The organism is Mycobacteroides sp. H003, assembly GCF_001440135.1.
In the GTDB taxonomy this organism is placed as follows: domain Bacteria; phylum Actinomycetota; class Actinomycetes; order Mycobacteriales; family Mycobacteriaceae; genus Mycobacterium; species Mycobacterium gwanakae.
Genome location: NZ_LJYL01000009.1, coordinates 733,634 through 755,211 on the forward strand (window position 1 = coordinate 733,634; position 21,578 = coordinate 755,211).

Here is a 21,578-nt window from a genome sequence, read left to right on the forward strand (position 1 = left end):
CCTGTTCTGTCGAATTGTTGACTGTAGATGTACTCAAGATGTGCTCCAGACCTTTCCGTTCTATCGATTGCTTCGAGTGCCGGATGTGGTGCGCGTCTGAGACCTAGGCCAAGACTGATACCCAGGGATTTAGTCCATTTGCCGATTGGCGTGCCCCACACACTTCCGCGACATAACCGTCCCATTCGTAATCTTGTTTGGTTCCGACGCTGGTTCGCGTGAATCTGGTTTCAACCTGAGTGCGGGTTGAGCGGCCCTTCTGGCCGCCACGGATTCTGTCGCCTTATGCCCGCCGTCGGTCAAGGGGAAGTCGGATTCATGAGGTTCTGCCAATACAGTGCGGGCCACTCGGACAGCTATGGCCGAAGCTCCAGCGAACCGTCCATGGCCTAGGTACCAGCTGTCGCAGCCCGAGGCCCAGGTCGTGTTGGGCATCGGGCGGCTCGTACATCAGCGCGAAACTGTGCTGTGGATTATGAGGCTGGTTCGACGTGCCGCCGATCTCGTCTGACTTCTCGTAGATCGTGAACTCTATGCCCGCCCGCTGCAGCCGCACACCCATGGCGATACCGAACAACTCTGGTCCGGCCACGGCAATACACGTGGCGTGGGTGTGGTGCATGTGACGCTGACTCTGTAGGGCTTTCGCCATGCACCCCAACGTATGGTTCCTGAGCGCCAGGGTTAATGTCCGTAGTGGACATTAATCTGACACTTGTGGACACGAGGTGGCAGCTGAGCTATTTGCGGTAACGACTCGGTGTGACGCCATGCCAACGTTTGAAAGCCCGCGTGAATGAGCCCGGATCGGAGTAGCCCAAATGCTGTGCTGTCTGGGCGACAGTAAGCCCCACACGCGAGAGCAGATCAGCTGCCAGTGTTGCCCGCGTCTCTTCGATGAGTTCACGGTAAGAAGTTTGCTCGATAGCAAGCTGTCTGCGCAACGTACGCGGATGCATTCGAAACGCCGACGCCGTCTGCTCCAGTGCGGGCATATCTGATTGGCGCTCCAACAACATCGTCCGTACAGCCGATGAGAGCCCCGTGCGAACCGCGCGTCGTTCAAGCAACTCCTCGCAATGACCGATGCATGCCGCGAGCGTGTATTGGTCGGCCCGAGGAAGTGGTTCGTCGAGCAATTCCGCCGGAAAACGAATGCAGGTACGGTCTGCACCACAGGTTATGGATGCGACGCGTGCTGGGAGCCCGGCCAAGATAGGCTCCACCGATTCACGAGTGCCGACGTAGTCGACATGTGCCTCTTCGATGAACTCTGCGATCACCGACGTAGCAAACGGCGCTACGTTGGAGAGGATTCCAACAGAATCGCGCTCGATGAAGAAGTCTCGAACGTCTAACGGCAGGTGTGCGGCACTGATAGAAATGTCGCACCAACCGTCAGATTCCTCAACATCGAAGATCACGTGCAGCGATGTCAACGCGAAAAACTGCAGCCCGACTGCGATCATTTCCCGGAATGACCCGCACGACATCACGGCAAGACCAAGCAATCCGAAATTGGTGAGGGACGCCCGAGTGCCAACTCGCGCGGCCACCAGAGGTTCATCGGGGGCAGCTCGAAGAAGATTGCGGACCATAGTGATCTCATCGCGCGCGGAGACGAGGAAGTCCGGATTAGACAGATCGGCCGATTCGACCTGCGTCCCGGCCAGAACGTCAGCTACGTTCACCCCAATTTCCTCTGCTTCCGCACACAAGTGGCGCGACCAGACGACAAGGTGCATACAGGTATTCAAAGCCGCCATACGCTGAAGCTAGCAAGGACACCCGGACTATGAGAACCAGCATGAAGAGCAAAATTTAATCTCTTCAGCTCAACCGCCGTCAATTCGAACTAGTATCGAATGCAGAAAGGTAGGAGGCCAGAAATGGCCTCCTACCTGCTGGGTGGCTGACAGGACTCGAACCTGCAGCAGTCCAGGATCGCATGGGTGTCTCTGTTTGGCGGCTCGGGACTACTGTGCCACCCGCCGCCTGTGTAGTCCGATCGGCGAGTTCACAAACAGCTCACGCTGCCCCGATTCCTGAGAAGAAGGCTGCCGGTCAAGTGCGGAAACTGTAGTGGGCCGTACTCAGACTGAATCTGCCTGTATCTGGGCTGATGGGAGAGGGTCTGCGAAATGGAAAGGTGGGAGGGCTAAAAGCCCTCCCACCTACAGGGTGGCTGACGGGACTCGAACCCGCGACAGCCAGGATCACAACCTGGTGCTCTACCAACTGAACTACAGCCACCATTGCCGCGCGAAGCGGCGTGGAAGATCTTAACCGGTGATGGCGCCTTAGGCCGAATCGGTATCCGCAGCGTTGTCCAGGTTCGCCACGATCGCGACAAGGTCACTGGTAGACGGCCCGGGGTCGGGAACAAAGGCGGCGCGCCGGTAGTAGCGCAGCTCGCGGATCGACTCCTTGATGTCGGCCAGCGCCCGGTGGGCCAGGCCCTTGTCGGGCTGGCCGAAGTAGATCCGCGGGTACCAGCGGCGGCAGAGCTCCTTGATGGAGCTGACGTCGATCATTCGGTAGTGCAGGAACTCGTCGAGCGCCGGCATATCCCGTGCGATGAATCCGCGGTCAGTGGCAATGGAGTTCCCGGCCAGGGGAGCGACCTTGGCCGAAGGCACATGCTGGCGGATGTAGTCGAGTACCTGGGCCTCGGCCTCTTCCAGAGTGACCGTCGACTTGCGGACCTCATTGGTGAGCCCGGACTTGGCATGCATGTCCTTGACCACCGGAGGCATCGCGGCCAGCGCCGCATCATCGGCGTGAATGACGAGGTCAACGCCTTCGCCGAGGATGTTGAGGTCGCCGTCGGTGACCAGGGCGGCGATCTCGATCAGTTTGTCTGAGCCGAGGTCGAGCCCGGTCATCTCGCAGTCGATCCAGACCAGTTCATCGCGTGGGGCACTCACAGTCTGACCACATTAGCGGTACGTGCGATCCGTGAGTGTGACGTCAGCACGGAATTTCGCGAGCAATCCCGTGTCGACGCCACACTGAGCGATGACGGAGACGGTTGGGGGCATTAGGGTCGTGGCCATGGCCGAGCAGACCACCGCGGGATCCACGCCCGCCCAGCAGATCGCCGCCGGATACGCCACCACAGGTCAGGCACTTGAACTGGGGTCGGTCGTGGTCGACGGCAACGTCGATCCTGCGGCGCGTATCCGCATTCCGTTGGCGACCCTCAACCGGCACGGCCTCATCGCCGGCGCGACCGGTACCGGTAAGACCAAGACCCTTCAGGTGATCGCCGAGCAGCTCAGCGCCGCGGGGGTGCCGGTGGTCATGGCCGACGTCAAGGGCGACCTGTCCGGCATCTCCAAGCCCGGCGAGGCCAGCGACAAGACGGCGGCACGTGCCAAGGACACCGGCGACGATTGGGTGGCCTCGGGCTTCCCGGCGGAGTTCGTCTCCCTCGGTACCACCGGGATCGGTGTGCCCATCCGCGCCACCATCCGCAGCTTTGGGCCGATTTTGTTGTCAAAGGTGCTGGGGCTCAACGCCACCCAGGAATCCACGCTGGGGCTGATCTTCCACTGGGCAGACCAACAGCAGCTACCACTGCAGGATCTGAAGGATCTGCGCGCGGTCATCACGTACCTGACCAGCGATGAGGGCAAGGCGGACCTGAAGAACCTCGGTGGCGTATCGGCGGCGACGGCGGGCGTGATCCTGCGAGCGCTGATCAACCTGGAGGCCGACGGCGGCGATACGTTCTTCGGCGAACCCGAAATCGATCCGAACGATCTGATGCGTACATCCGGAGACAAGGGCGTCATCACGCTTGTCGAGCTGGGGGCGCAGGCTGCGCGGCCGGTTCTGTTCTCCACTTTCCTGATGTGGATTCTGGCCAACCTGTTCACGAAGCTGCCCGAGGTCGGCGACGTTGACAAGCCGAAGCTCGTGTTCATCTTCGACGAGGCGCACCTGCTGTTCGCCGACGCGTCGAAGGCGTTCCTGGAGCAGGTGGAGCAGACCGTCAAGCTCATCCGGTCCAAGGGTGTTGGCGTCTTCTTCTGCACCCAGCTGCCCACCGATGTGCCCAACAACGTGCTCTCGCAGTTGGGTGCGCGCATTCAGCACGCGCTGCGTGCCTTCACGCCCGAGGACCAGCAGGCCCTTACCAAGACCGTCAAGACCTATCCCAAGACTGACGTGTACGACATGGGCGCGGCGCTGACCTCGTTGGGCATCGGCGAGGCCATCGTCACGGTGCTCTCCGAGAGAGGCGCGCCGACGCCGGTGGCGTGGACCCGGATGCGCGCGCCGCGTTCGTTGATGGCCGCCATCGGTGACGACGCCATCAAGGCGGCCGCCGCGTCCAGCCCCCTGCAATCCAAGTACGGCCAGACGGTCGATTCGCGATCCGCCTTCGAGGTTCTCGCCGAGAAGGCGGCCCAGGCAGCGCAGGACGCACCCATCGAGGCTCCCGCGAAGAAGGGCGCTAAGCCGGCACCTGAGAAGCCCAGCTGGTGGCGGCGCCTACTCAGCAACAGGAGCTTTCAGAGCTTCCTCAGCGCGCTGGGCAAGCAGCTCATCCGCAATATGGGCAAGAAGTAAGGGCTGTCGAGTCGATCGTCGATCTAGCCGTCCGCTGTCCGTTTCGACTGTGGCACAAAGCCTTCGGGCAGCATCCGGGAGCGCTGCCAGAGGAACTGTACCAGACGGCCCTCCAGCATGTTGGCCTCATCCATGACGCGGACAAGGCGCTCGCCGAAGAACCGTAGATTTGCGTGATAGTGCGGATTGCGTAGCGCGGCCCACGTTGCCTTGAGAGGCGGAAGCCCGGCGTCGCGGTACACGGCCGGTTGCACCATGACCAGTGGGATTACCGATGCCCCGGCGGCGACGATTACGCGCTCGACAGCCATTCGGGCTCGGCCCGTTCGTGTGACCGCGCGGTTCAGCGCCGTGCGGGCGTAGCTGATGTGACGAGCCTCTTCGATGACGTGAATCTTGGCGATCGCACGGGTGCGGGGCTGCAGCGTCTCGTCATTCATGGTCTGGCGCTGCAATCGGTCCAGTATCTCCTCGACCATGAGCATCATCGAGAAGATCGTCGCGGACAACGGTGCGAGCGCGGTGATGCCCACCAATGCCCGGGCGATCTTGGGCGGGTTATAGCTGCGGTCGCTCAACGTGTTGATCTGGCGGCCGAACATCACCGAGTGGCGACACTCGTCAGCGACTTCGGTCAGAGCGTATTGCGCTGTGGCGCTGCGGGGATCGCTGACCGAGGCCAGTTTGAGCATGGGGTGCATCAAGGCGCTCTCGGCAAGAATGCCCCAACTGGCCAGGGCCGATGCTTCCAAGCGCCCGAGTGTGATCTTCTCGTCCTCGGTCATCCGCTCGAACATTTTCGTGCCGAACAGCGAGATGTACTTGTCGGGCACGTAGCGCAGGCCCGGCACGTCGGGGGCGTCCCAATCGACATCCACTTCCGGGTTGTAGGAACGCTCGACCGATGAGCGCAGGAGCCGCACCGCCGTGCGTTCGATGGGTGAGTCGTCGTGATCGATGGGCGTTTGCGACATGACATGCCTCCCGCTGCTCAGTCCGCCATTCCGTAGATAGTACCGAAAAGTACCGGGTACTTCGCGTATCGTCAATGGCATGGCGGATGGCGGTGATGCGCGGCGCGACCGGTGGGCTCAGCACAAGGTCCGGGTGCGTCGAAAATTTGTCTCGGCGGCGGTGGTGGCAATCGAGAGAAACGGCCCGTCGGCCACGGTCGAGGACGTCGTCCGCGCGGCGCACTCCGCTAAACCCAAGCTGTACAGGCATTTCGAAGACCGCAACGACCTTTTCGACTCGGTGGCGCAGGCCATGGTGGGCGCCATCCGGCGGCGACTGACCTCGGCCGTCGACATCGCCGTCCCGCCGCGAGAATCCGCGCAGCGCGCCGCATCCCGCTTCATCGAGCTGGTGCGGCGGTATCCGCAGTCGACCCGATTCCTTTTCGAACATCAGATGGTGAGTGTGCGCGGAAAGTCCGCCCCGGCGCTTCGGCACGATGGGGCCATCGCCGAACTGGCCGCGGCGATGTCATCGTTCCTCGAGCGGGTCAACGTGCATCCCGCCGGTGTCGATCAGCTGGCCGCCGCATTGATCGGCACGGCGGCGACGACGGCGATATGGCAAGCAGCGCAGGGTGCCACGCCAGAGGAGGCTGTGGGCCAACGACTTGCCGAGATGTTGTGGGCCTCGGTCGACGTCTTCCTGCGGTCCAAGGGCGTCATCGTCGACCCCGACCACGTGCTCGATCAGGGCCGAGTCGAGACCGCCGGCGCCACGCTACGTGACTTGCGGGGCGAGGGTCAGTCGCCGAGCTTCTTATAGAAGCTGCCCACGATCGGGGCCACTATGGCGCGCGGTGCGTACCCCGCGGCTACCGACATTGCCTTGGAAGTGATGCCGGGCACGACGCGCATCTTGTTGCGTTCCAATGCATTAAGTGACACGCGAGCGGTGTACTCCCCGTTGATCCACAGGAAGTCCGGGACCACCTTATCGACAATCGAGGCTTCGGCAGGGTCGGGTTCGACGGTGCGCACCGGTCCCGGTGCCAGCAGCGTGACATGCACCCCGGTGCCCTTGAGTTCGCCGCGCAGCGACTCGGAGAAGGTATTCGCGAATGCCTTGGTGGCGGCGTAGGTGGCATTGTTGGGAATCGGAGAGTTCCCGGCCGCCGATCCCGAGATGAGGATGCCGCCGGCCCCACGCTCAAGCATGCCCGGCAGCACCGCCAGCGTAAGGTCATGCACCGCAACGGCGTTGAGCTGTACCTGCTTGCGTTCGCCCTCGGGATCCAGGCCGCGGATGGGCCCGAACGTTGCGGTCCCTGCGTTGTTGCACAGGATCGAGATGTTGCGCTCGGACAACTCGGTGCAGAGGGCGCCGCGCGCACCGGGGTCAGCGAGGTCCACTGCGCGCACCTCGACGATCACCCCTGTCTTCTCGGTGAGGGTGTTGGCCAGGTCATTGAGGATCTCGCCACGGCGGGCGGTGATGATGAGGCTGTGTCCGCGGGCGGCAAGCTCTTCGGCGAGCGCCGCTCCGATCCCCTGAGAGGCTCCGGTGACAACGGCGCGGGCATCGGGACTTGGTGCGGGTATCGGCATGGGGCAATCGTAAAGGTTGCCCACTGTGGGCCAAGCTACGCTTGTCGTTAATGAGCATGCCTGGCGTCGAGGAGCCTGTGGAGCGTCAAGACCCAGGACCGAACCGACAATCGGACACCCCCACCTCACGTGGCCGGATAGCTGCCTGGGCGGCGTTTGACTGGGGGTCTGCGGCCTTCAACACCGTCATCGTGATGTTCATCTTCACGCCGTATCTGACGGGCCGAGTCGGCGCCGGGATGCCCGATGGTGTCCCCCAGGGACTCCTCGGCTGGATGATGGGCCTGGGCGGTGTCCTTGTTTTCCTGCTCGCTCCGGTGATCGGGGTATGGGCCGACACGCCACAGCGGCGCCGTATCGCGCTGGGCACACTCACCACATTGGTGGTGCTGGTCGCCACGGCGATGAGCCTGGTGCGTGAGGACAACCGCTACCTCTGGCTGGGTCTCGGGTTATATTGCGCGGGTTCGGTTTTCAACGAACTCGCGCAGGTTCCCTACAACGCGACGCTGCACGGACTCACCACATCGGCCAACGCCTCGCGGGTATCCGGGCTCGGCCTGGCGGCCGCCTACATCGGCGGCGTAGTCGTTCTGCTGATCTGCTATCTGGGCTTCATCTCGGGGGACGGACCGACTCGCGGCTTCTTCCACATACCCGCTGCCGACGGATACGACGTGCGGGTCTCCGCGTTGTTGGCGGCGGCGTGGTTCGCGGTGTTCGCGCTGCCGCTGGTGCTCAGCCGACCGGTGGCCGATCCGGAGGACCCGCCACCCACCTCGCCCGGGTTTTTCGGGGTGTACCGGGAATTGTGGCGTGACCTTGTCGAGCAGTGGCACATGGATCGGCGCATCATCTACTTCCTGGGGGCAAGCGCGATCTTCCGCGACGGGATGGTCGCAATGTTCGCGCTGACCCCCGTCATCGCCAACGGGGTCTTCCACTTATCCGGGGCCGACATCACGTTGTTCGGCGTGGCCGGGAATGTGATGGCCGCGGCCGGTGCGATTGTCGGCGGTTTGATCGACACTCGTTTGGGGTCCAAGGGGATCATCGTCGGCTCCTTGGTCGCGATCGTCACCCTCGGCATCGTGATGATGTGCCTGTCCGGTGAGCCCTCGTTCTGGATCTGTGGGCTCGCGATCGCCGCGTTCGTCGGCCCGCCCCAGTCGGCGGCCCGAACGCTGGTGCTACGCATGGCGCCGGCGGGCCGGGAGGCGTTCGTCTTCGGCCTCTACACCATGACCGGGCGGGCGGTCTCTTTCGTCGGTCCGTGGCTTTTCGCCGTCTTTGCGCTGCTGTTCCACGCCACCCGTGCGGGAATCGCCGGCCCGGTGCTGATGATCGCGCTGGGAATGGTGGCGGTGATGTTGGTGAAGGTTCCCCGGTACCACCCGGTGACCGGCGAAAACATCAGCGGCGCAAGCTAGCCCATACCGCTACAGGTCGCCATCTTTCCCGAGGTGGTGCTCTTCTGCGCTCCGTTGACGAGCAGGGTGCAGGAGACGTCGTGCGAGAAATCGGCGGCGATCACGACGGCGTTCGTCAACTGTTCGGAGTTGAGCTTGACTTCCTTGCGCCACGGCAGCTTGACGTTGAACTCCATCTGCAGGGAGCCGCTGGCGTCGAAGTATGTGATGTTGAGGGCGGGGCCGCGTCCGGACACCTCATAGACGACAGTCTCGGTGGCCGCCTGACTTCCCTGTGTCGGAGGATTCACCGGAATTGGGGGAATGGTGAAACTCGGTATCGGCGGGAGGCTCGGCACGCTGGGCGCGGTGGTCGTCGAGGTTCGGGTGGAGGGAGTGGCGATAACTGTGGGGGGCTGCTCATCCTGGCGCTGGATCAGAACGACGAGCGTGGCGATGAGCGCGATGATGACGACCAGCGCCCCGATGCCGACGACCCACAGCCAGAAGGTGTTCGATCGGCGCGGGGGCGGGGGATCCTGTGGGGGAGGACCGTAAGACCCGTATTGCTGCGGCAGCACAGCCGTTTGGTTGGGCTGGGCAGTGCTGGAGAGCGCGGGATACTCGAACGCCTGCGAGGCGTAGGCCGGGTCATCGGGGTAATCCAACGGTTGGCTGGACTGCGACCACGACCCGTATGACGTGGAGCCGCCCTGGGCGGCCGCATCGTCGCGGCGGTTGCTGTCCATGGCCGCCAGGGTACCCGCCAACCTATCGATGCAGGTGAAAGCCCGTCGGCCGTGTTTCCGGCAGTTCATCGCCGCACGTGGGTCAACTGGCGGGGCCGTGCTGTGATCCCGGTCACGATACGGCACGATAGGGGTCATGACAGTGACCGAATCCACGGCTTCCGAGAGTGCCCCGCCCAAGAAACGCAAGGACCGCACCCATTGGCTCTATATCGCGGTCATCGTCGCGGTGGTGCTGGGCGTCGTGGTCGGCATGCTGTGGCCGGGGTTCGGCAAGTCGGTGGGTGTGCTTGGCGAGATCTTCGTCAGCCTCATCAAGATGATGATCAGCCCGGTGATCTTCTGCACGATCGTGTTGGGCATCGGATCGGTGCGCAAGGCCGCCAGTGTCGGCCGCGTCGGCGGGCTGGCGTTCGTGTACTTCCTGGCGATGTCGACCGTCGCGCTGGCGATCGGTCTGGTTGTCGGCAACCTGCTCGCGCCGGGCACCGGGTTGCATTTGTCCGGGGCGAATCAGGGGGCGGGTGCCAAGTACGCCGACCAGGCGCATGCCGCCGGTGGCACCTGGCATTTCATCAAATCGATTGTGCCGGAGACGATGTTCTCGGCGCTGACCTCAGGCAGCGTGCTGCAAACGCTGTTCATCGCGCTGCTGGTCGGTTTCGCGGTGCAAGCTCTGGGATCCACCGGTGAGTCGATCGTGCGCGGTGTCGGGATGCTTCAGAAGCTGGTGTTCAAGGTCCTCATCATGGTGCTCTGGCTGGCGCCCATCGGCGCCTTCGGTGCCATCGCCAATGTGGTCGGCCAGACCGGCTGGAACGCCGTGAAGGAGCTGGGCGCACTCATGCTCGGCTTCTACACCACGTGTGTGATCTTCATCTTTGGTGTGCTGGGCGCGCTGCTGTGGGCGGTGGCCCGGGTGTCGATCTTCAAGCTGGTGCGCTATCTGGCGCGTGAGTATCTGCTGATCGTCTCGACGTCTTCCTCCGAATCGGCGCTGCCGCGACTGATCGCGAAGATGACGCACCTCGGCGTCGAGAAGTCGACGGTGGGAATCGTTGTCCCGACCGGCTACTCGTTCAACCTGGATGGAACGGCGATTTATCTGACGATGGCCTCACTGTTCGTCGCCGACGCGATGGGCAAGCCGTTGTCGATCGGTGAGCAGATCTCGCTGCTGGCGTTCATGATCATCGCTTCCAAGGGCGCGGCCGGGGTGACCGGTGCCGGCATGGCCACGCTGGCGGGTGGATTGCAGAGCCATCGGCCCGACTTGATCGACGGGGTCGGGATGATTGTCGGCATTGACCGGTTCATGTCGGAGGCGCGGGCACTGACCAACTTCTCCGGTAATGCGGTGGCCACGTTGCTCATCGGAACCTGGACCAAGACAACGGATCGTGAGCGGATCAAGACGGTGCTCTCCGGTGCCGATCCGTTCGACGAAACCACCATGCTCGATGATCACACAGACGACGCCGTCGCCGAGAAGGTGCCCGCGCAGGCAGCCAACTGACGGCGGTGTGCGCCGTCAGTTCATGCGGTATGGATAGTTCGCGACAATCGCGTCGGTGCGATCAATGAGATTGGCCGTCAGCACAATTCCGGTCTGATTGTGCAGGATCTGGTGCCAGCGGCGCTTGGTCTTGATCTCGGTGATGAGCACGGTCACCTGGCGGCCGTCGGACTGACGCTTCTTGACGTACTCCACCAGTGGCGTCACCAGCGATCGGTGCGCGGTCGGCAGCACCACGAGCTCAAGCCCGGGGTTCCATTGATCCCAGCGTTTGGTCATGGCGTGCGCCTTCTGGTCCGTGCGGCTGATGGTGACCGGCACCACTTCGCCACCGAGGTGCAATGCCGCCTCGAGTAGCTGAACCGTTCGTTTGTTGATGTCGTCGATCGGCACGATCACCAGGGGTGTTTGATCGGGGGGATTGGGTGTCAGGGTGGGCAATTCATCGAGCTCCAGTTCGCGTTTGACGCCCTGGTAGTAGTTCTCGGTGCGCCCGAAAAGCAGAATCAGCAGGGGAATGACGATGACCAGCAGCCACGCGCCCTCGGTGAACTTGCTGCTGAAGAACACGACCATGGCGATGGCCGACAGGGCCGCGCCGAACCCGTTCAGTGCGGCCTTCCAGTGCCAGCCCGGGGTGCGGGCACAAAACCAGTGTTTGACCAAACCGGCTTGGCTGATGGTGAATCCGATGAACACACCGATCGCGAACAGGGGCAGCAGCCGGTGGGTGTCGGCGCCGCTGGCGATGAGGATCACCGCCGCGAAGGCGGCCAGTGCCGCCACTCCGTATCGGTAGACCGGCTTCTCGGCTCGCAACGCGAAGAGATGGGGCATCCGATCGTCTTTGGCGAGCAGGCTCATCAACACCGGCAACCCGCCGAAGCTGGTGTTGGCGGCGAACCCGAGGATCAGTGCGACGGTCACATTGGTGATGTAGAAGGGGATTCCGGTGCCGAAGGCGGCAGCGGAAAGCTGCGCCAGAATGGTGACGTCGCCGCGGGGGACCACATGGTGTGCCTTGATGAGGATGCTTAGTCCGATCAACATGACGCCCAAGAGAATTCCCAACGCGACCTCGGTGTGCTGGGCCCGTTTGATGGCGGGTGTCTTGAACGCCGGGACGCCGTTCGCGATGGCCTCGACACCCGTCAGCGACGAACATCCGGCCGCGAATGCCTTGAGAACCAGGATGATTCCGAGCGCGCTGACCGGTTCGATGGGCCCGAGGTCCTTGCCGATGACGGCCACGGGGGTGGGATGCGACAACCCAAAGACGATGACCGCGAGGATGCACATGATGAAGACGAAGGTCGGCAGCATGAGCACCTTGGCCGACTCGCTGATGCCGATGAGATTGAGGACGGTCAGGAGGGCCAGTCCGATCAGCGTGATGGACAGCAGATGCGGGGCGAGGGCGGGAAAGGCGCTCGCCAGGCTCGCCGCCCCGGCAGCCAGGCTCACCGCGACAGTCAGCACATAGTCGACGACGAGGCTCGCGGCCGCCAGCAGGCTCGCGCCCCGGCCGAGGTCTTTCTTGGCCACGGCGTAGGAGCCGCCACCTTCGGGGTGTACCGCGATCACCTGGCGGTAGGAGAACACCAACACGATGAGCAGCACCGAGATCGCGATGGCCACCGGCAAGGTGAAGGCGACGGCGCCGACCCCGCCCGCGATCAGGGCCAGGACGATGGCCTCCGGGCCGTAGGCCACCGAGGACAGGGCGTCCAGGGACAGCGCGGCGAGGCCGCCGACGGCAGTCAGTTTGTGTGCGTCATCCTTCAGGACGCGGCGTAGCCGCGGGTCGGCGACGCGCGGCGGTACGGGTTGGGTCGGGGGCGCAGAAACCACCGGGGGAGAGTAGACCCGGAGGTGGCGCTTTTCGTGGGTCTTTACGCGATCTTGAGGCCCGGATAGTGGTGTCAATCACGATGACATCGTCGAACCTATGTCCCATGAGGTCAACGGATGTAGACTCACCGGCATGAAGGGACTCAGTCTTACTGCGATGATCGCGATGGGTGCGGGTGCTGCCGCGATCGCCATGGCCTCCCCGGCGCATGCCGATGACGTCAGCTTCAACGAGACACTGCACTCCTACGGCATCTACGCGCCGCCGGACAAGACTGCATACCTCGGCAAGATCGCCTGCCACCGTCTGGACACCGGTCTGGACAAGGACGCCTACCAGGCCACCAGCTTCCTGACCAAGAACCTGGACCGCAACACCTCCACCGAGCAGAAGTGGCAGTTCCTGGGCGCTTCGATCGATGAGTACTGCCCCGAGCAGCGTCCGGTTCTCGAGCGCGCAGCCAGCCGTACCTAAGCCGGTTCGTTCTTAACCGCGCTCAGCGAGCGCGGTTAAGAACGTCGATGACCTGCGCCACCAGGCCGTCGATATCGGCACCGGTGGTGTCGAGAACGAGTTCGGGATTTTCCGGAGCTTCGTAGGGTGCTTCCACGCCCGTCAACCCCTTCAATTCGCCGGCACGAGCCCGTGCATACAGCCCCTTGGGGTCCCGCTTCTCGCATTCGGCCAGCGGGGTGGAGATGTACACCTCGATGAACGGCAGTTTGGCCGCGGCGTTGATGCTGCGTGCGGTCTCCCGATCGGAGCGCAGCGGCGACACCAGTGATGCCAGCGCGACCACCCCGGCGTCGGCGAAGAGCCGCGCTAGGTGTGATACCCGGCGAATGTTCTCGGCGCGGTCGCCCGGTGAGAACCCGAGGTCATCGGAAAGTCCATGGCGCAGGTTGTCGCCGTCGAGTAGGTAGGCCACCTGGCCGGACTCCACCAGCGCCCGTTCCACCGCTACCGCGATGGTCGACTTGCCGGACGCGGGCAGGCCGGTGAACCAGATGATGGCGCCGCGCTGAGTGGTGCTATCCCAACGGTATTCGCGATCCAGGGCCGAGGGATGCCACCGGATATCGGTGCGCGAGTGCGTCTCCGGTTTTACCTCGCGTGCCTCGGTGATGGTTCCGGCGCCGACGGTGTCGTTGGATGCCTCATCGATCAGGATGAACGCGCCGCTGTCCCTGCTGTCGGCGTAGGAGTCGGCCACCACGACCGAGCTGGTGCGCAGAGTCACCGAGCCGATGTCGTTGAGCGCCAACTCAACCGGACCGTCCAGCTCGTCGAGAGTTTCCGGGTCCAGCCGGGTGTGCAGAGCCTGAACGGTGGCCCGCACCGTCCGGGTGCCCTGCTTGAGTGCGAGCCGGTCACCGGCTCGCAGCGGGCCGTTGGTGAACCAGCAGACCGTGGCGTCCAGCTCGCGCGCCAGCACCGGCAGCACCGCATCCTCTACGCCGCTCACCAGCACATCGCCGCGGCCCACATCGATATCGTCGGCCAATTCGATCGACACCGACAGCGGAGCCACACCGGTAGAACGGTTTTCATCCAGAGTGTCGACCACCGTCACCGTCGACCGGGTTCCCGACGGCAGGTTCACCACCGGGTCTCCGACGCTGAGGGTGCCACCCGCCAACCGTCCGGTGTATCGCCGACGCTGATCGGCCGTTGGGCGCGAAACCCACTGCACGGGCAGGCGCAGCTTGGCGGCCTCCGGTTGCGGGGGCGAAAGCTCGACGTTCTCAAGGTATTCGAGCAGCGTCGGCCCGCTGTACCAGGCGGTGTTCTCGGAGCGGTGCACCACGTTGTCGCCGAGCTTGGCCGCGATAGGAATGACGGTGATGTCTACCTTGCCGAGCCGGTCGGCCAGTAGATGCAGCTCGCGTTCGACTTCCGCGAACCGCTGCGCATCGAAGTCAACCAGGTCGATCTTGTTGATCGCGGCCACGAAATGCTTGATACCCAACAGCTTTGCGATGCGGGCGTGGCGACGGGTCTGGCGCAGCACCCCGGCTCGCGCGTCGACCAGCAGGATCGCGACATGCGCGTTAGAGGCGCCGGTGAACATGTTGCGGGTGTAGCGCTCGTGACCCGGGGTGTCGGCCAGGATGTAGCTGCGGGTCGCGGTGGAGAAGAAGCGATAGGCGACGTCGATCGTGATGCCCTGCTCGCGTTCGGCGCGCAAGCCGTCGGAAAGCGCAGCGAGGTCGGCGTTTCCCTCGTCGTCGGTGACGGCCTCCAGGTGGTCGACCGGCAGGCTGTCGGTGTCATGCAGCAGTCGCCCGATGAGGGTGCTCTTGCCGTCGTCCACCGAACCGGCGGTGGCGATGCGCAGTAGTTGGCGGGTGTCCACCGCGGTGTGGGTGCTCATCAGAAGTAGCCCTCTCGTTTCCGGTCTTCCATAGCGGCCACGGATGTGCGGTCATCGGCGCGAGTCTCGCCGCGCTCGGACACGGTGGCCACGGAGATCTCCGCGATCACCCCCTCGATCTCGGTGGCCTGGGAGCGGACCGCGCCGGTGATCGTCATGTCGCCGACGGTGCGGTAGCGCACCCATTCGGTGGCTGCCGCCTCGTCGCCCTGCGGGGTGGCGTACTCCGAGGTGGCCAGCAGGATGCCGTCACGCTCGAACACCTCGCGTTGGTGTGCGTAGTAGATCGAGGGCAGCTCAAGGTCTTCCAGCTGTATGTAGCGCCAGATGTCCAGTTCGGTCCAGTTGCTCAACGGAAAGACCCGGACCTGTTCGCCCTTACGGATGCGGCCGTTGTACAGCGACCAGGGTTCGGGACGCTGTGCCCGCGGATCCCATTGCCCGAACTCGTCGCGGAAACTCAGGATGCGCTCCTTGGCGCGGGCACGTTCCTCGTCACGGCGGGCACCGCCGAATGCCGCGTCGAAATGGCCGGCCTCCAACGCATCGAGCAGGGTGCGCGTCTGCTGACGGTTGCGTGAGGCCCCCGGGCCCGGGTCGGCGACGCGCCCGGCGTCGATGGTGTCCTGCACCGAGGCGACGATCAGCTTGTGTCCGTGCCCGGTGGTGCGGCGGTCACGGAACTCGATGACCTCGGGGAAGTTGTGCCCGGTGTCGACATGCAGCACGGGGAAGGGTAACGGTGCCGGGCGAAATGCTTTCTCGGCCAACCTCAGCAGGACGATCGAGTCCTTGCCCGCCGAGAACAGCAGTACCGGGCGTTGCAGCTCGGCAACCACCTCCCGGATGATGTGCACTGCCTCGGCCTCCAACAGCCGAAGCTCGTTGACCTGTAATAGATCGGGCGTTGTCGCGGTGTCGCTCATAGTGGCAGTCCCTCTCGTTCCGCATCGCTCCGGTAGCGGTCCACCCAGTCGTCAGACCGCTGATCTGCCTGCCGTTCCAGCACCGGTGCCGGTGCGAGCCGGGGGTCTTGGCCCAATGCCTCCAGCACGGTGCCCACCACCTGCGTCAGGTTGCGCCACAGGAATGGGTACGAGACATCGATGGGCTGGATGTTCTCCTCGGCGAACCAGCGGCGCCACCCGGCTTCCTGCGCCTGCAACATGGTGATGACATGGGCGATGGCCCCCGCGTGGTATTCGGCGCGGGCATCGCGCACCGGGTCGGGGCGTCCACGCCACACGCGGGTCTGCACCGCGCGCCAGAACGAAACCGCTTGGGACACCACGTCTGGTCGGTATACGTGCACCAGCACCGGGTCGCTGCCGACGACGTCGCGTATCGCGGCGAGTAGACCGTCGCCGGATCGGTCGGGAAGACCTTGGGCGCGGTTCAGCAGTAGCGGGGTCTGGTTCCACATGAGCTTGCCACCCCAGATTCCGTTGGGGGTGCGCCCCACGGTGCGGATGTAATCGCGCCAGATGGTGGCGGGCGCCAGGTCGGGCTTGCCCGCGTCCAGCGGATCGAGCAGACGCAGGATCGACTCGTCCTGGACGTCGGCGAACCACTCCCGCGGCTGCGGGGACTGGCTTGTGGTGGGCAGGTACTGGAAGAACTCCTGCGGCTCGCCCGCTACACCGGTTGCGCGCAGAGATTCCACCAGGAGTGTGCTGCCACTGCGCTGCGAGGCGAGCACCAGATATGCGGTGGGATGTTCGGGCATGCGCAGTAGCCTAACCGCAATTGTTTTGTATTCGACTAATTGGGTTCGCCGTGAATTGCAATCATAGCGAACATAACTATTGTTCGATGCCGCGTTCGTCGGCGATGGCGGAACGGTTCGCTCCAGGGCGGCCATGGATGCGCAGGAATGTCTCGGTGTAACGCTCAGATATGCGTGTGCCCGCAAAATCCGAGGGAATGACGTCGAGGGTCTTCTCACGCCAGTCGTTGAGGCGCAGCGCCAAGTCGTCGGCGACGGCCCGCGCCTCCGGATCGGCATCGAGTCCCAGCAGGTTATGTGCTTCTCCCGGATCTGCGACAAGGTCGTAGAGCTCCCGGTGCGGGCGTGGGTTGGTAATGTGCGTGGCGACGGCCCGGCCTGGGGGGCTGTCAGCAATGTCCCACGGCAGGTCCAGGACCGGTCTGGGTGCGTAATTCTCTATATAGCTGTAGTTCTTTGTCCGAATGGCCCGAATGGGGTCAAAGGAATCGTGATATGTCTTCGCGGTGAATAGCTCGGAGCGGACTTGTTCTAATTCTTCCACCGGTTTCAGGATATTGCCGGCGTGGGAAATTCCCTGAATTTCCCTGGGAATATCGACACCGAGTAATTCCAGGAGCGTGGGCAGCAGATCGACGCCGCTGAAGAGTTCGTCGTAGCGCAGTGACTCGGTGCGTCGGCCACGTGGGGGGCGCACGATCAGCGCGATGCCGGTGCCGGCGTCGTACAGGGTGGACTTGGCGCGCGGCAATGCCGGGCCGTGATCGGTCATGAAGACGACCCAAGTGTTCTCGTCGAGGCCGGTCTCGGTTAACACGTCCAGCAATTCACCGACTTTGGCATCGGCCACCGCGATTGAGCCGTAGAACTCGGCCAGGTCGTCGCGCACCTCGGGGGTGTCGGGCAGATAGTCGGGCACGTTCACCGTGTCGGCGTCGGAGGGTTCATAGCGCTCCCGTGGAAACGGGCGATGTGTTTCGAAGAATCCAGCGGTGAGCAGAAACGGTGCCTTGGGAGAATTGCGCAACCACCGGGATGCATGCTCCACCACGTATTCGCAATACGAGTTCGACACGTCGTACTCGTCGAATCCCAGCGTCGCGGGATACGCCGTTTCGTGCTGCATTCCGAACAGCGCTGTGTGCCAGCCCGATCCGGACAGAATGTGGGGGAGTGTGCGCACGCCGGCGCGATACTCCCAGCCGTGATGGGCCAGCCCGATGAGGCCATTGCTTTGCGGGTATCGGCCGGTGAAAAGCGAGCCGCGCGATGGTGAACACAGCGGCGCTGTGGCATGTGCGCGGGTGAACAGGATGCCGTCGGCCGCCAGCTGGTCCAGGTGTGGGCTGGACACATCGGGATGCCCGTAGACGCCCAGGTAGCGACCGAGGTCGTGCCAATGGACGATCAGAACGTTGTCCCGTGACGCTTCGGTCACTGCGCTCCCTTCCTGAGGTTCGACGGTCTACCCAACAGTGTGCCTCGGCTATCTGGCAACCCTTCGGCTCACCCGGAGCAACTAACTCTCAACGCGAGCCCCGGAATCCCACGATATGGCTGAGAAGGTCACGGACGGCTCCGGCGGGTGGTACGCGCGCTCCGCGCCAGATGGCGCGAAGATCGCGGTGCAGGTCGATATCGCGTACTGCGACGGCGCGGAGTCTGCCCATGGCCAAGTCGTCGCCGACCGCCAACGCACTCATCACCGCCGGGCCGGCTCCCGCGCGTACCGCTGCCCGTACCGCCGCGGCGGAGGACAGCTCCAGGACAGGCGCGGCCTGATCGACGGTGCCGAGCGCGGTGCGCAGCGCTGCGGTCAGCGAGTCTCGGGTGCCCGACCCGGCCTCGCGCGCGACCAGCGGTGTCTGGGTGAGCTCTATGGGGTTGACCGGTCGGGTTCGCTTGGCCCACTTATGGTCCGGCGCTACTACGACGACGAGTTGGTCATGGGCCACCACCTTGCTGCGCAGGCCCTTGGGTGCCAGGGGGCTCTCGATGAATCCGACATCGGCACTGCCGTCCTGCACCGCCTCGGCGGCGTGCTCGCTGTTGGTCGCGGTGAGTACCACCGTGGCAGCCGAGGTGCCCACGCGTGCCGCCGCAGCCTGCAGCGACACCAACCAGCGCGGCATCAGCTGCTCGGCGATGGTCTGGCTCGCCGCGACCTTGACGCGGGCTCGGCTCTCTTCGCGCAGTGATGCCAGCGCGGTGTCGACCTGCGTGGCGACCGCCAGCAGCTTGGCGGCCCATTCGGCTACCGCGACGCCGGTGGCGGTGAGCTGAGACCCGCGTGGAGTTCTGGTGACCAGTGGCACGCCGGTCTGTGCTTCAAGGGAGGCGATGCGCGCCGATACGGCCTGCTGGGTCAGGCCGAGGTCACGGCCCGTCGCACCGAGACTGCCGGTCCTTGCGATACCCAGCAGCACCTCGAACGCGGACAGTTCTGGCATCCGGCTGCTCAACATGATCCATGTTAGGCACAAATCAGCCTTGTGAGCCCACAAATTCGCAAGGACTACTGCCGGATCTCCCTCAGATCGACGATTGATTCATGAGCAAGACATCCTCCAACGCAAAGGAAATGACCATGAACACTCTCGTCGCCAACGCAGTCGGCAAGGTCGTCATCTGGGCCGGATTGATACTCGCCGTTCTCGCCCCCGTCATTGCCGCCCTCTGGATGATGGCCGCACCCAGTGTCGTGGCCGAAGGCAGCAGCCAGAGCGCACATCATCATCACGCCGTTACCCAGACCGGCGACGCCAGCCACCAGAGCGTCATCAATGGTGGGGGCGCCAAGCTCAACAACCAGTGGTGATGCGGCCTCTGCCTATCGGGTACCCCAATGCCATGACGGGGCTCTCAGCGCGTCAAGTCCCACGATCTGCGTCTCGCCCCAATCTTTGACGAGTTCGAGCCGCACCGCTGATCCCGCATCGTCGAATCGATCCTCATCGCCGGCGAGGATCTCGCGCAGCGGCCGCGCCGCAAGATGATCCACCAACGCATTGGCGTGGGTGATCACCACCACCTGGGTTTTCGCCGCAGCGGCGCGAATGAGTGTCGCCAGCGGTGCGATGAGATCCGGATGCAGTGACGTCTCGGGCTCGTTGAGCACCATCAGTGGTGGTGGTTCAGGGCTCAGCAGCGCCGCCGCCCACAGCAGGAAACGTAGAGTGCCATCGGATAATTCGGCCGCACGCAATGCGCGCAGCATGCCGGCCTGCTGCACCTGCAGATCGAAGACCCCGTCGCGTACCGCAACGGCTACCGAGGCGCCGTCGAATGCGTCGGCGATGACCCTGTCCAGGATGTCACTGCGAGTCTCGATGATGGTCTGGATAGCGGCGGCCACATCGCTGCCGTCATTCGAGAGCACCGTTGTGCGCGTGCCGATCTGGGGCTGACGTGCCGGGGAGAGCATGTCGACACGGAAACCGTCGTAGAACCGCCAGCCGCGCAGCGTGTCCCGGACGGCGCCCAATTCGGGGAACCTGCCGGGGAATTCAGAGAGCATGCTGCGGTAGGTCGGCAGCGAGCGACTGAAATCCTTGAACCCGCGCCCCGACTCCGCGCGGGCTTCAACCACAGGGCGGGTTCTGCGGACCAGGGTCGAACTCGGGCGAACCGATGGTCCTGTGAATACGACCTCGCGCTTGATCTCCGGGTCGCGGCCGAAGGCCGAATCGCTGGGTATCGGCAGGCCGAGGTCCACCAGGTAACCAAAATCTGTTGACGCAAAACCTAATTCGATGGATACGGGGCGTGTGCGAACCGTAGGCTGAACGGCACCCGTGCGTCGTGCGCCCTTGAGAAACTCCGGCCCGGCCCACATCGCGGATTGCAGTCCACCCTGGCGTGCCAGCGAGCCGATGACCTCGCCGCGGCCACAGTCGGCCAGTAGCTGCAGTGCCCGGTACAAGGAAGATTTTCCGGTGCCGTTAGCGCCGGTGACGACCGTGAGTTGGGTAAGCGGCAGCACAATATCGCGCAAGGACCGGTATCCCCGGATGGCGACGGTGGTGAGCACGGCGTCAGGTTAGCCAAGGGCACCGACATCTGACGGTGAACGGTTACGCTGCGACTGTGCTCCGGGTACGAGGCTTGGTCGCGGTTGTCGCGGCGCTGCTCTGCGCTGCGGGGGTGCCGTCGTGCCGTGTCGGCACCGATTCGCTGGCGCAGTGCAGGAACATCCTCAGTAGCATCGGTGCCAAGAACTGCGAGTTCACCCCGACCGACGCGCTGGGGCTCCGGTTCGAGAAACGGATTGTTGGTACATCTGCACGGATTCGCATCTTCACGCGTTCCGGAGTGATGGTTCAAACGGTCAGCCACGCCATCGAGGACTCGCCCGAGTCCGGCATCATGCTGTTGCGAGATTTGGACGGCGACGGCCGCGATGAGCTGCTCCTTTCATTGGACACCGGTGGCGCACATCCGAATTCGCACTGGGCGTTGTGGCGGACGACGGGTAACTCCACACAGTTCCGTGCGGTGCGTGCTCCGCACCTGCGTGATGACGTGATGCATGATGTCGATGCACTGTTCGGCAGTGACTTCTGGCATGCCGGAGACGGTTTTATCGCGGAGTACGGAACCGGCCCAACACGCAGCTGGCTCACGCGGATCTATCGGTTCGATGGTGACGAGCTTGCACCGATCGTGTCGGTTCAGAACGATGGAGTCGGCATGGACGGCACCGCCGGTCCTTGTCGGCTGGCGACGTCATATGACCTAGGGCGCACGAATCTCACCGCGGATCAGGCCAGAGATCGCTTCTGTGCCGCCACCGAAAAGCGGCGCGGGTAGTCGT

20 protein-coding genes and 1 tRNA gene are annotated in these 21,578 nt (G+C 63.9%); 7 read left to right on the forward strand and 14 right to left on the reverse strand.

Annotation, left to right across the window (positions count from 1 at the left end; all coding sequences use genetic code 11):
- Window positions 1–316 precede the first annotated feature (316 nt).
- The 4 genes from AOT87_RS03860 to orn all read right to left on the reverse strand — a co-directional run bounded on the left by AOT87_RS03860 (window position 317) and on the right by orn (window position 2,927).
- Window positions 317–652 carry an NAD(P)-binding protein gene (locus AOT87_RS03860; RefSeq protein ID WP_057969627.1) on the reverse strand — a complete coding sequence of 112 codons (336 nt, stop codon included), beginning with the start codon at window positions 650–652 and terminating at the stop codon, window positions 317–319.
- An 88-nt stretch (window positions 653–740) separates the two neighbouring features.
- The gene (locus tag AOT87_RS03865; protein WP_070940430.1) at window positions 741–1,766 is read right to left on the reverse strand and encodes an AraC family transcriptional regulator; all 1,026 of its coding nucleotides are present in this window, start codon (window positions 1,764–1,766) and stop codon (window positions 741–743) included.
- A gap of 414 nt (window positions 1,767–2,180) precedes the next feature.
- Window positions 2,181–2,253: transfer RNA gene (locus tag AOT87_RS03870), tRNA-His, on the reverse strand.
- A gap of 47 nt (window positions 2,254–2,300) precedes the next feature.
- Complete coding sequence (orn, locus tag AOT87_RS03875; RefSeq protein ID WP_030095049.1) at window positions 2,301–2,927, reverse strand: oligoribonuclease; 627 nt, start codon at window positions 2,925–2,927, stop codon at window positions 2,301–2,303.
- A 127-nt stretch (window positions 2,928–3,054) separates the two neighbouring features.
- Between orn and AOT87_RS03880 the strand changes: the two genes are divergently transcribed.
- Complete coding sequence (locus AOT87_RS03880; RefSeq protein WP_030095050.1) at window positions 3,055–4,578, forward strand: helicase HerA-like domain-containing protein; 1,524 nt, start codon at window positions 3,055–3,057, stop codon at window positions 4,576–4,578.
- Window positions 4,579–4,601: 23 nt separating this feature from the next.
- Here the strand turns inward: AOT87_RS03880 and AOT87_RS03885 are convergent, their stop codons facing one another.
- Window positions 4,602–5,552, reverse strand: coding sequence for a diiron oxygenase (locus tag AOT87_RS03885; protein WP_057965003.1), 951 nt, complete (start codon window positions 5,550–5,552; stop codon window positions 4,602–4,604).
- Window positions 5,553–5,631: 79 nt separating this feature from the next.
- Here AOT87_RS03885 and AOT87_RS03890 point away from each other — a divergent pair, with 79 nt between their 5' ends.
- Window positions 5,632–6,357 (forward strand): TetR/AcrR family transcriptional regulator, encoded by a 726-nt coding sequence (locus tag AOT87_RS03890; RefSeq protein WP_057968244.1) that lies wholly within the window; start codon window positions 5,632–5,634, stop codon window positions 6,355–6,357.
- Here AOT87_RS03890 and cmrA read toward each other — a convergent pair.
- A complete protein-coding gene (gene cmrA, locus AOT87_RS03895) occupies window positions 6,336–7,139 on the reverse strand; it encodes a mycolate reductase (protein ID WP_030095053.1) in 804 nt (267 codons plus the stop codon). The genes AOT87_RS03890 and cmrA overlap by 22 nt on opposite strands.
- A 56-nt stretch (window positions 7,140–7,195) precedes the next feature.
- On the opposite strand from cmrA, the gene AOT87_RS03900 reads away from it, so the two are divergent.
- The gene (locus AOT87_RS03900; protein WP_044104595.1) at window positions 7,196–8,569 is read left to right on the forward strand and encodes an MFS transporter; all 1,374 of its coding nucleotides are present in this window, start codon (window positions 7,196–7,198) and stop codon (window positions 8,567–8,569) included.
- Here the strand turns inward: AOT87_RS03900 and AOT87_RS03905 are convergent.
- Window positions 8,566–9,297, reverse strand: a complete 732-nt coding sequence (locus tag AOT87_RS03905; RefSeq protein ID WP_030095055.1) for an MmpS family transport accessory protein — start codon at window positions 9,295–9,297, stop codon at window positions 8,566–8,568. The two genes, AOT87_RS03900 and AOT87_RS03905, sit on opposite strands and share 4 nt — an antisense overlap.
- A gap of 136 nt (window positions 9,298–9,433) precedes the next feature.
- On the opposite strand from AOT87_RS03905, the gene AOT87_RS03910 reads away from it, so the two are divergent.
- Entirely contained in the window at window positions 9,434–10,813 is a 1,380-nt protein-coding gene (locus AOT87_RS03910) for a cation:dicarboxylase symporter family transporter (RefSeq protein ID WP_046253129.1), read from the forward strand.
- Window positions 10,814–10,828: 15 nt separating this feature from the next.
- Here AOT87_RS03910 and AOT87_RS03915 read toward each other — a convergent pair whose 3' ends face one another.
- Entirely contained in the window at window positions 10,829–12,664 is a 1,836-nt protein-coding gene (locus AOT87_RS03915) for an APC family permease (RefSeq protein ID WP_057968243.1), read from the reverse strand.
- 133 nt (window positions 12,665–12,797) lie between these two features.
- On the opposite strand from AOT87_RS03915, the gene AOT87_RS03920 reads away from it, so the two are divergent.
- A complete protein-coding gene (locus AOT87_RS03920) occupies window positions 12,798–13,139 on the forward strand; it encodes a DUF732 domain-containing protein (protein WP_030095058.1) in 342 nt (113 codons plus the stop codon).
- Window positions 13,140–13,161: 22 nt separating this feature from the next.
- Here AOT87_RS03920 and cysC read toward each other — a convergent pair whose 3' ends face one another.
- The 5 genes from cysC to AOT87_RS03945 all read right to left on the reverse strand — a co-directional run bounded on the left by cysC (window position 13,162) and on the right by AOT87_RS03945 (window position 19,233).
- Entirely contained in the window at window positions 13,162–15,039 is a 1,878-nt protein-coding gene (cysC, locus tag AOT87_RS03925) for an adenylyl-sulfate kinase (protein WP_057968242.1), read from the reverse strand.
- Window positions 15,039–15,965 carry a sulfate adenylyltransferase subunit CysD gene (cysD, locus tag AOT87_RS03930; protein ID WP_057968241.1) on the reverse strand — a complete coding sequence of 309 codons (927 nt, stop codon included), beginning with the start codon at window positions 15,963–15,965 and terminating at the stop codon, window positions 15,039–15,041. Before cysD ends, cysC begins: the two co-directional genes overlap by 1 nt.
- Window positions 15,962–16,765, reverse strand: coding sequence for a Stf0 family sulfotransferase (locus AOT87_RS03935; protein ID WP_030095061.1), 804 nt, complete (start codon window positions 16,763–16,765; stop codon window positions 15,962–15,964). Before AOT87_RS03935 ends, cysD begins: the two co-directional genes overlap by 4 nt.
- A 76-nt stretch (window positions 16,766–16,841) precedes the next feature.
- On the reverse strand, window positions 16,842–18,203 hold the full coding sequence (locus tag AOT87_RS03940) for a sulfatase (protein ID WP_057968240.1): 1,362 nt from the start codon (window positions 18,201–18,203) through the stop codon (window positions 16,842–16,844).
- A gap of 88 nt (window positions 18,204–18,291) precedes the next feature.
- The gene (locus tag AOT87_RS03945; RefSeq protein WP_057968248.1) at window positions 18,292–19,233 is read right to left on the reverse strand and encodes a LysR family transcriptional regulator; all 942 of its coding nucleotides are present in this window, start codon (window positions 19,231–19,233) and stop codon (window positions 18,292–18,294) included.
- Between the two features lie 83 nt (window positions 19,234–19,316).
- On the opposite strand from AOT87_RS03945, the gene AOT87_RS03950 reads away from it, so the two are divergent.
- A complete protein-coding gene (locus tag AOT87_RS03950; RefSeq protein ID WP_057968239.1) occupies window positions 19,317–19,583 on the forward strand; it encodes a hypothetical protein in 267 nt (88 codons plus the stop codon).
- Window positions 19,584–19,595: 12 nt separating this feature from the next.
- On the opposite strand, the gene AOT87_RS03955 is transcribed toward AOT87_RS03950, so the two are convergent.
- Window positions 19,596–20,795 carry an AAA family ATPase gene (locus AOT87_RS03955; protein ID WP_057968238.1) on the reverse strand — a complete coding sequence of 400 codons (1,200 nt, stop codon included), beginning with the start codon at window positions 20,793–20,795 and terminating at the stop codon, window positions 19,596–19,598.
- A gap of 56 nt (window positions 20,796–20,851) precedes the next feature.
- Between AOT87_RS03955 and AOT87_RS03960 the strand changes: the two genes are divergently transcribed.
- Window positions 20,852–21,574, forward strand: coding sequence for a hypothetical protein (locus AOT87_RS03960; protein ID WP_057968247.1), 723 nt, complete (start codon window positions 20,852–20,854; stop codon window positions 21,572–21,574).
- Window positions 21,575–21,578 lie beyond the last annotated feature (4 nt).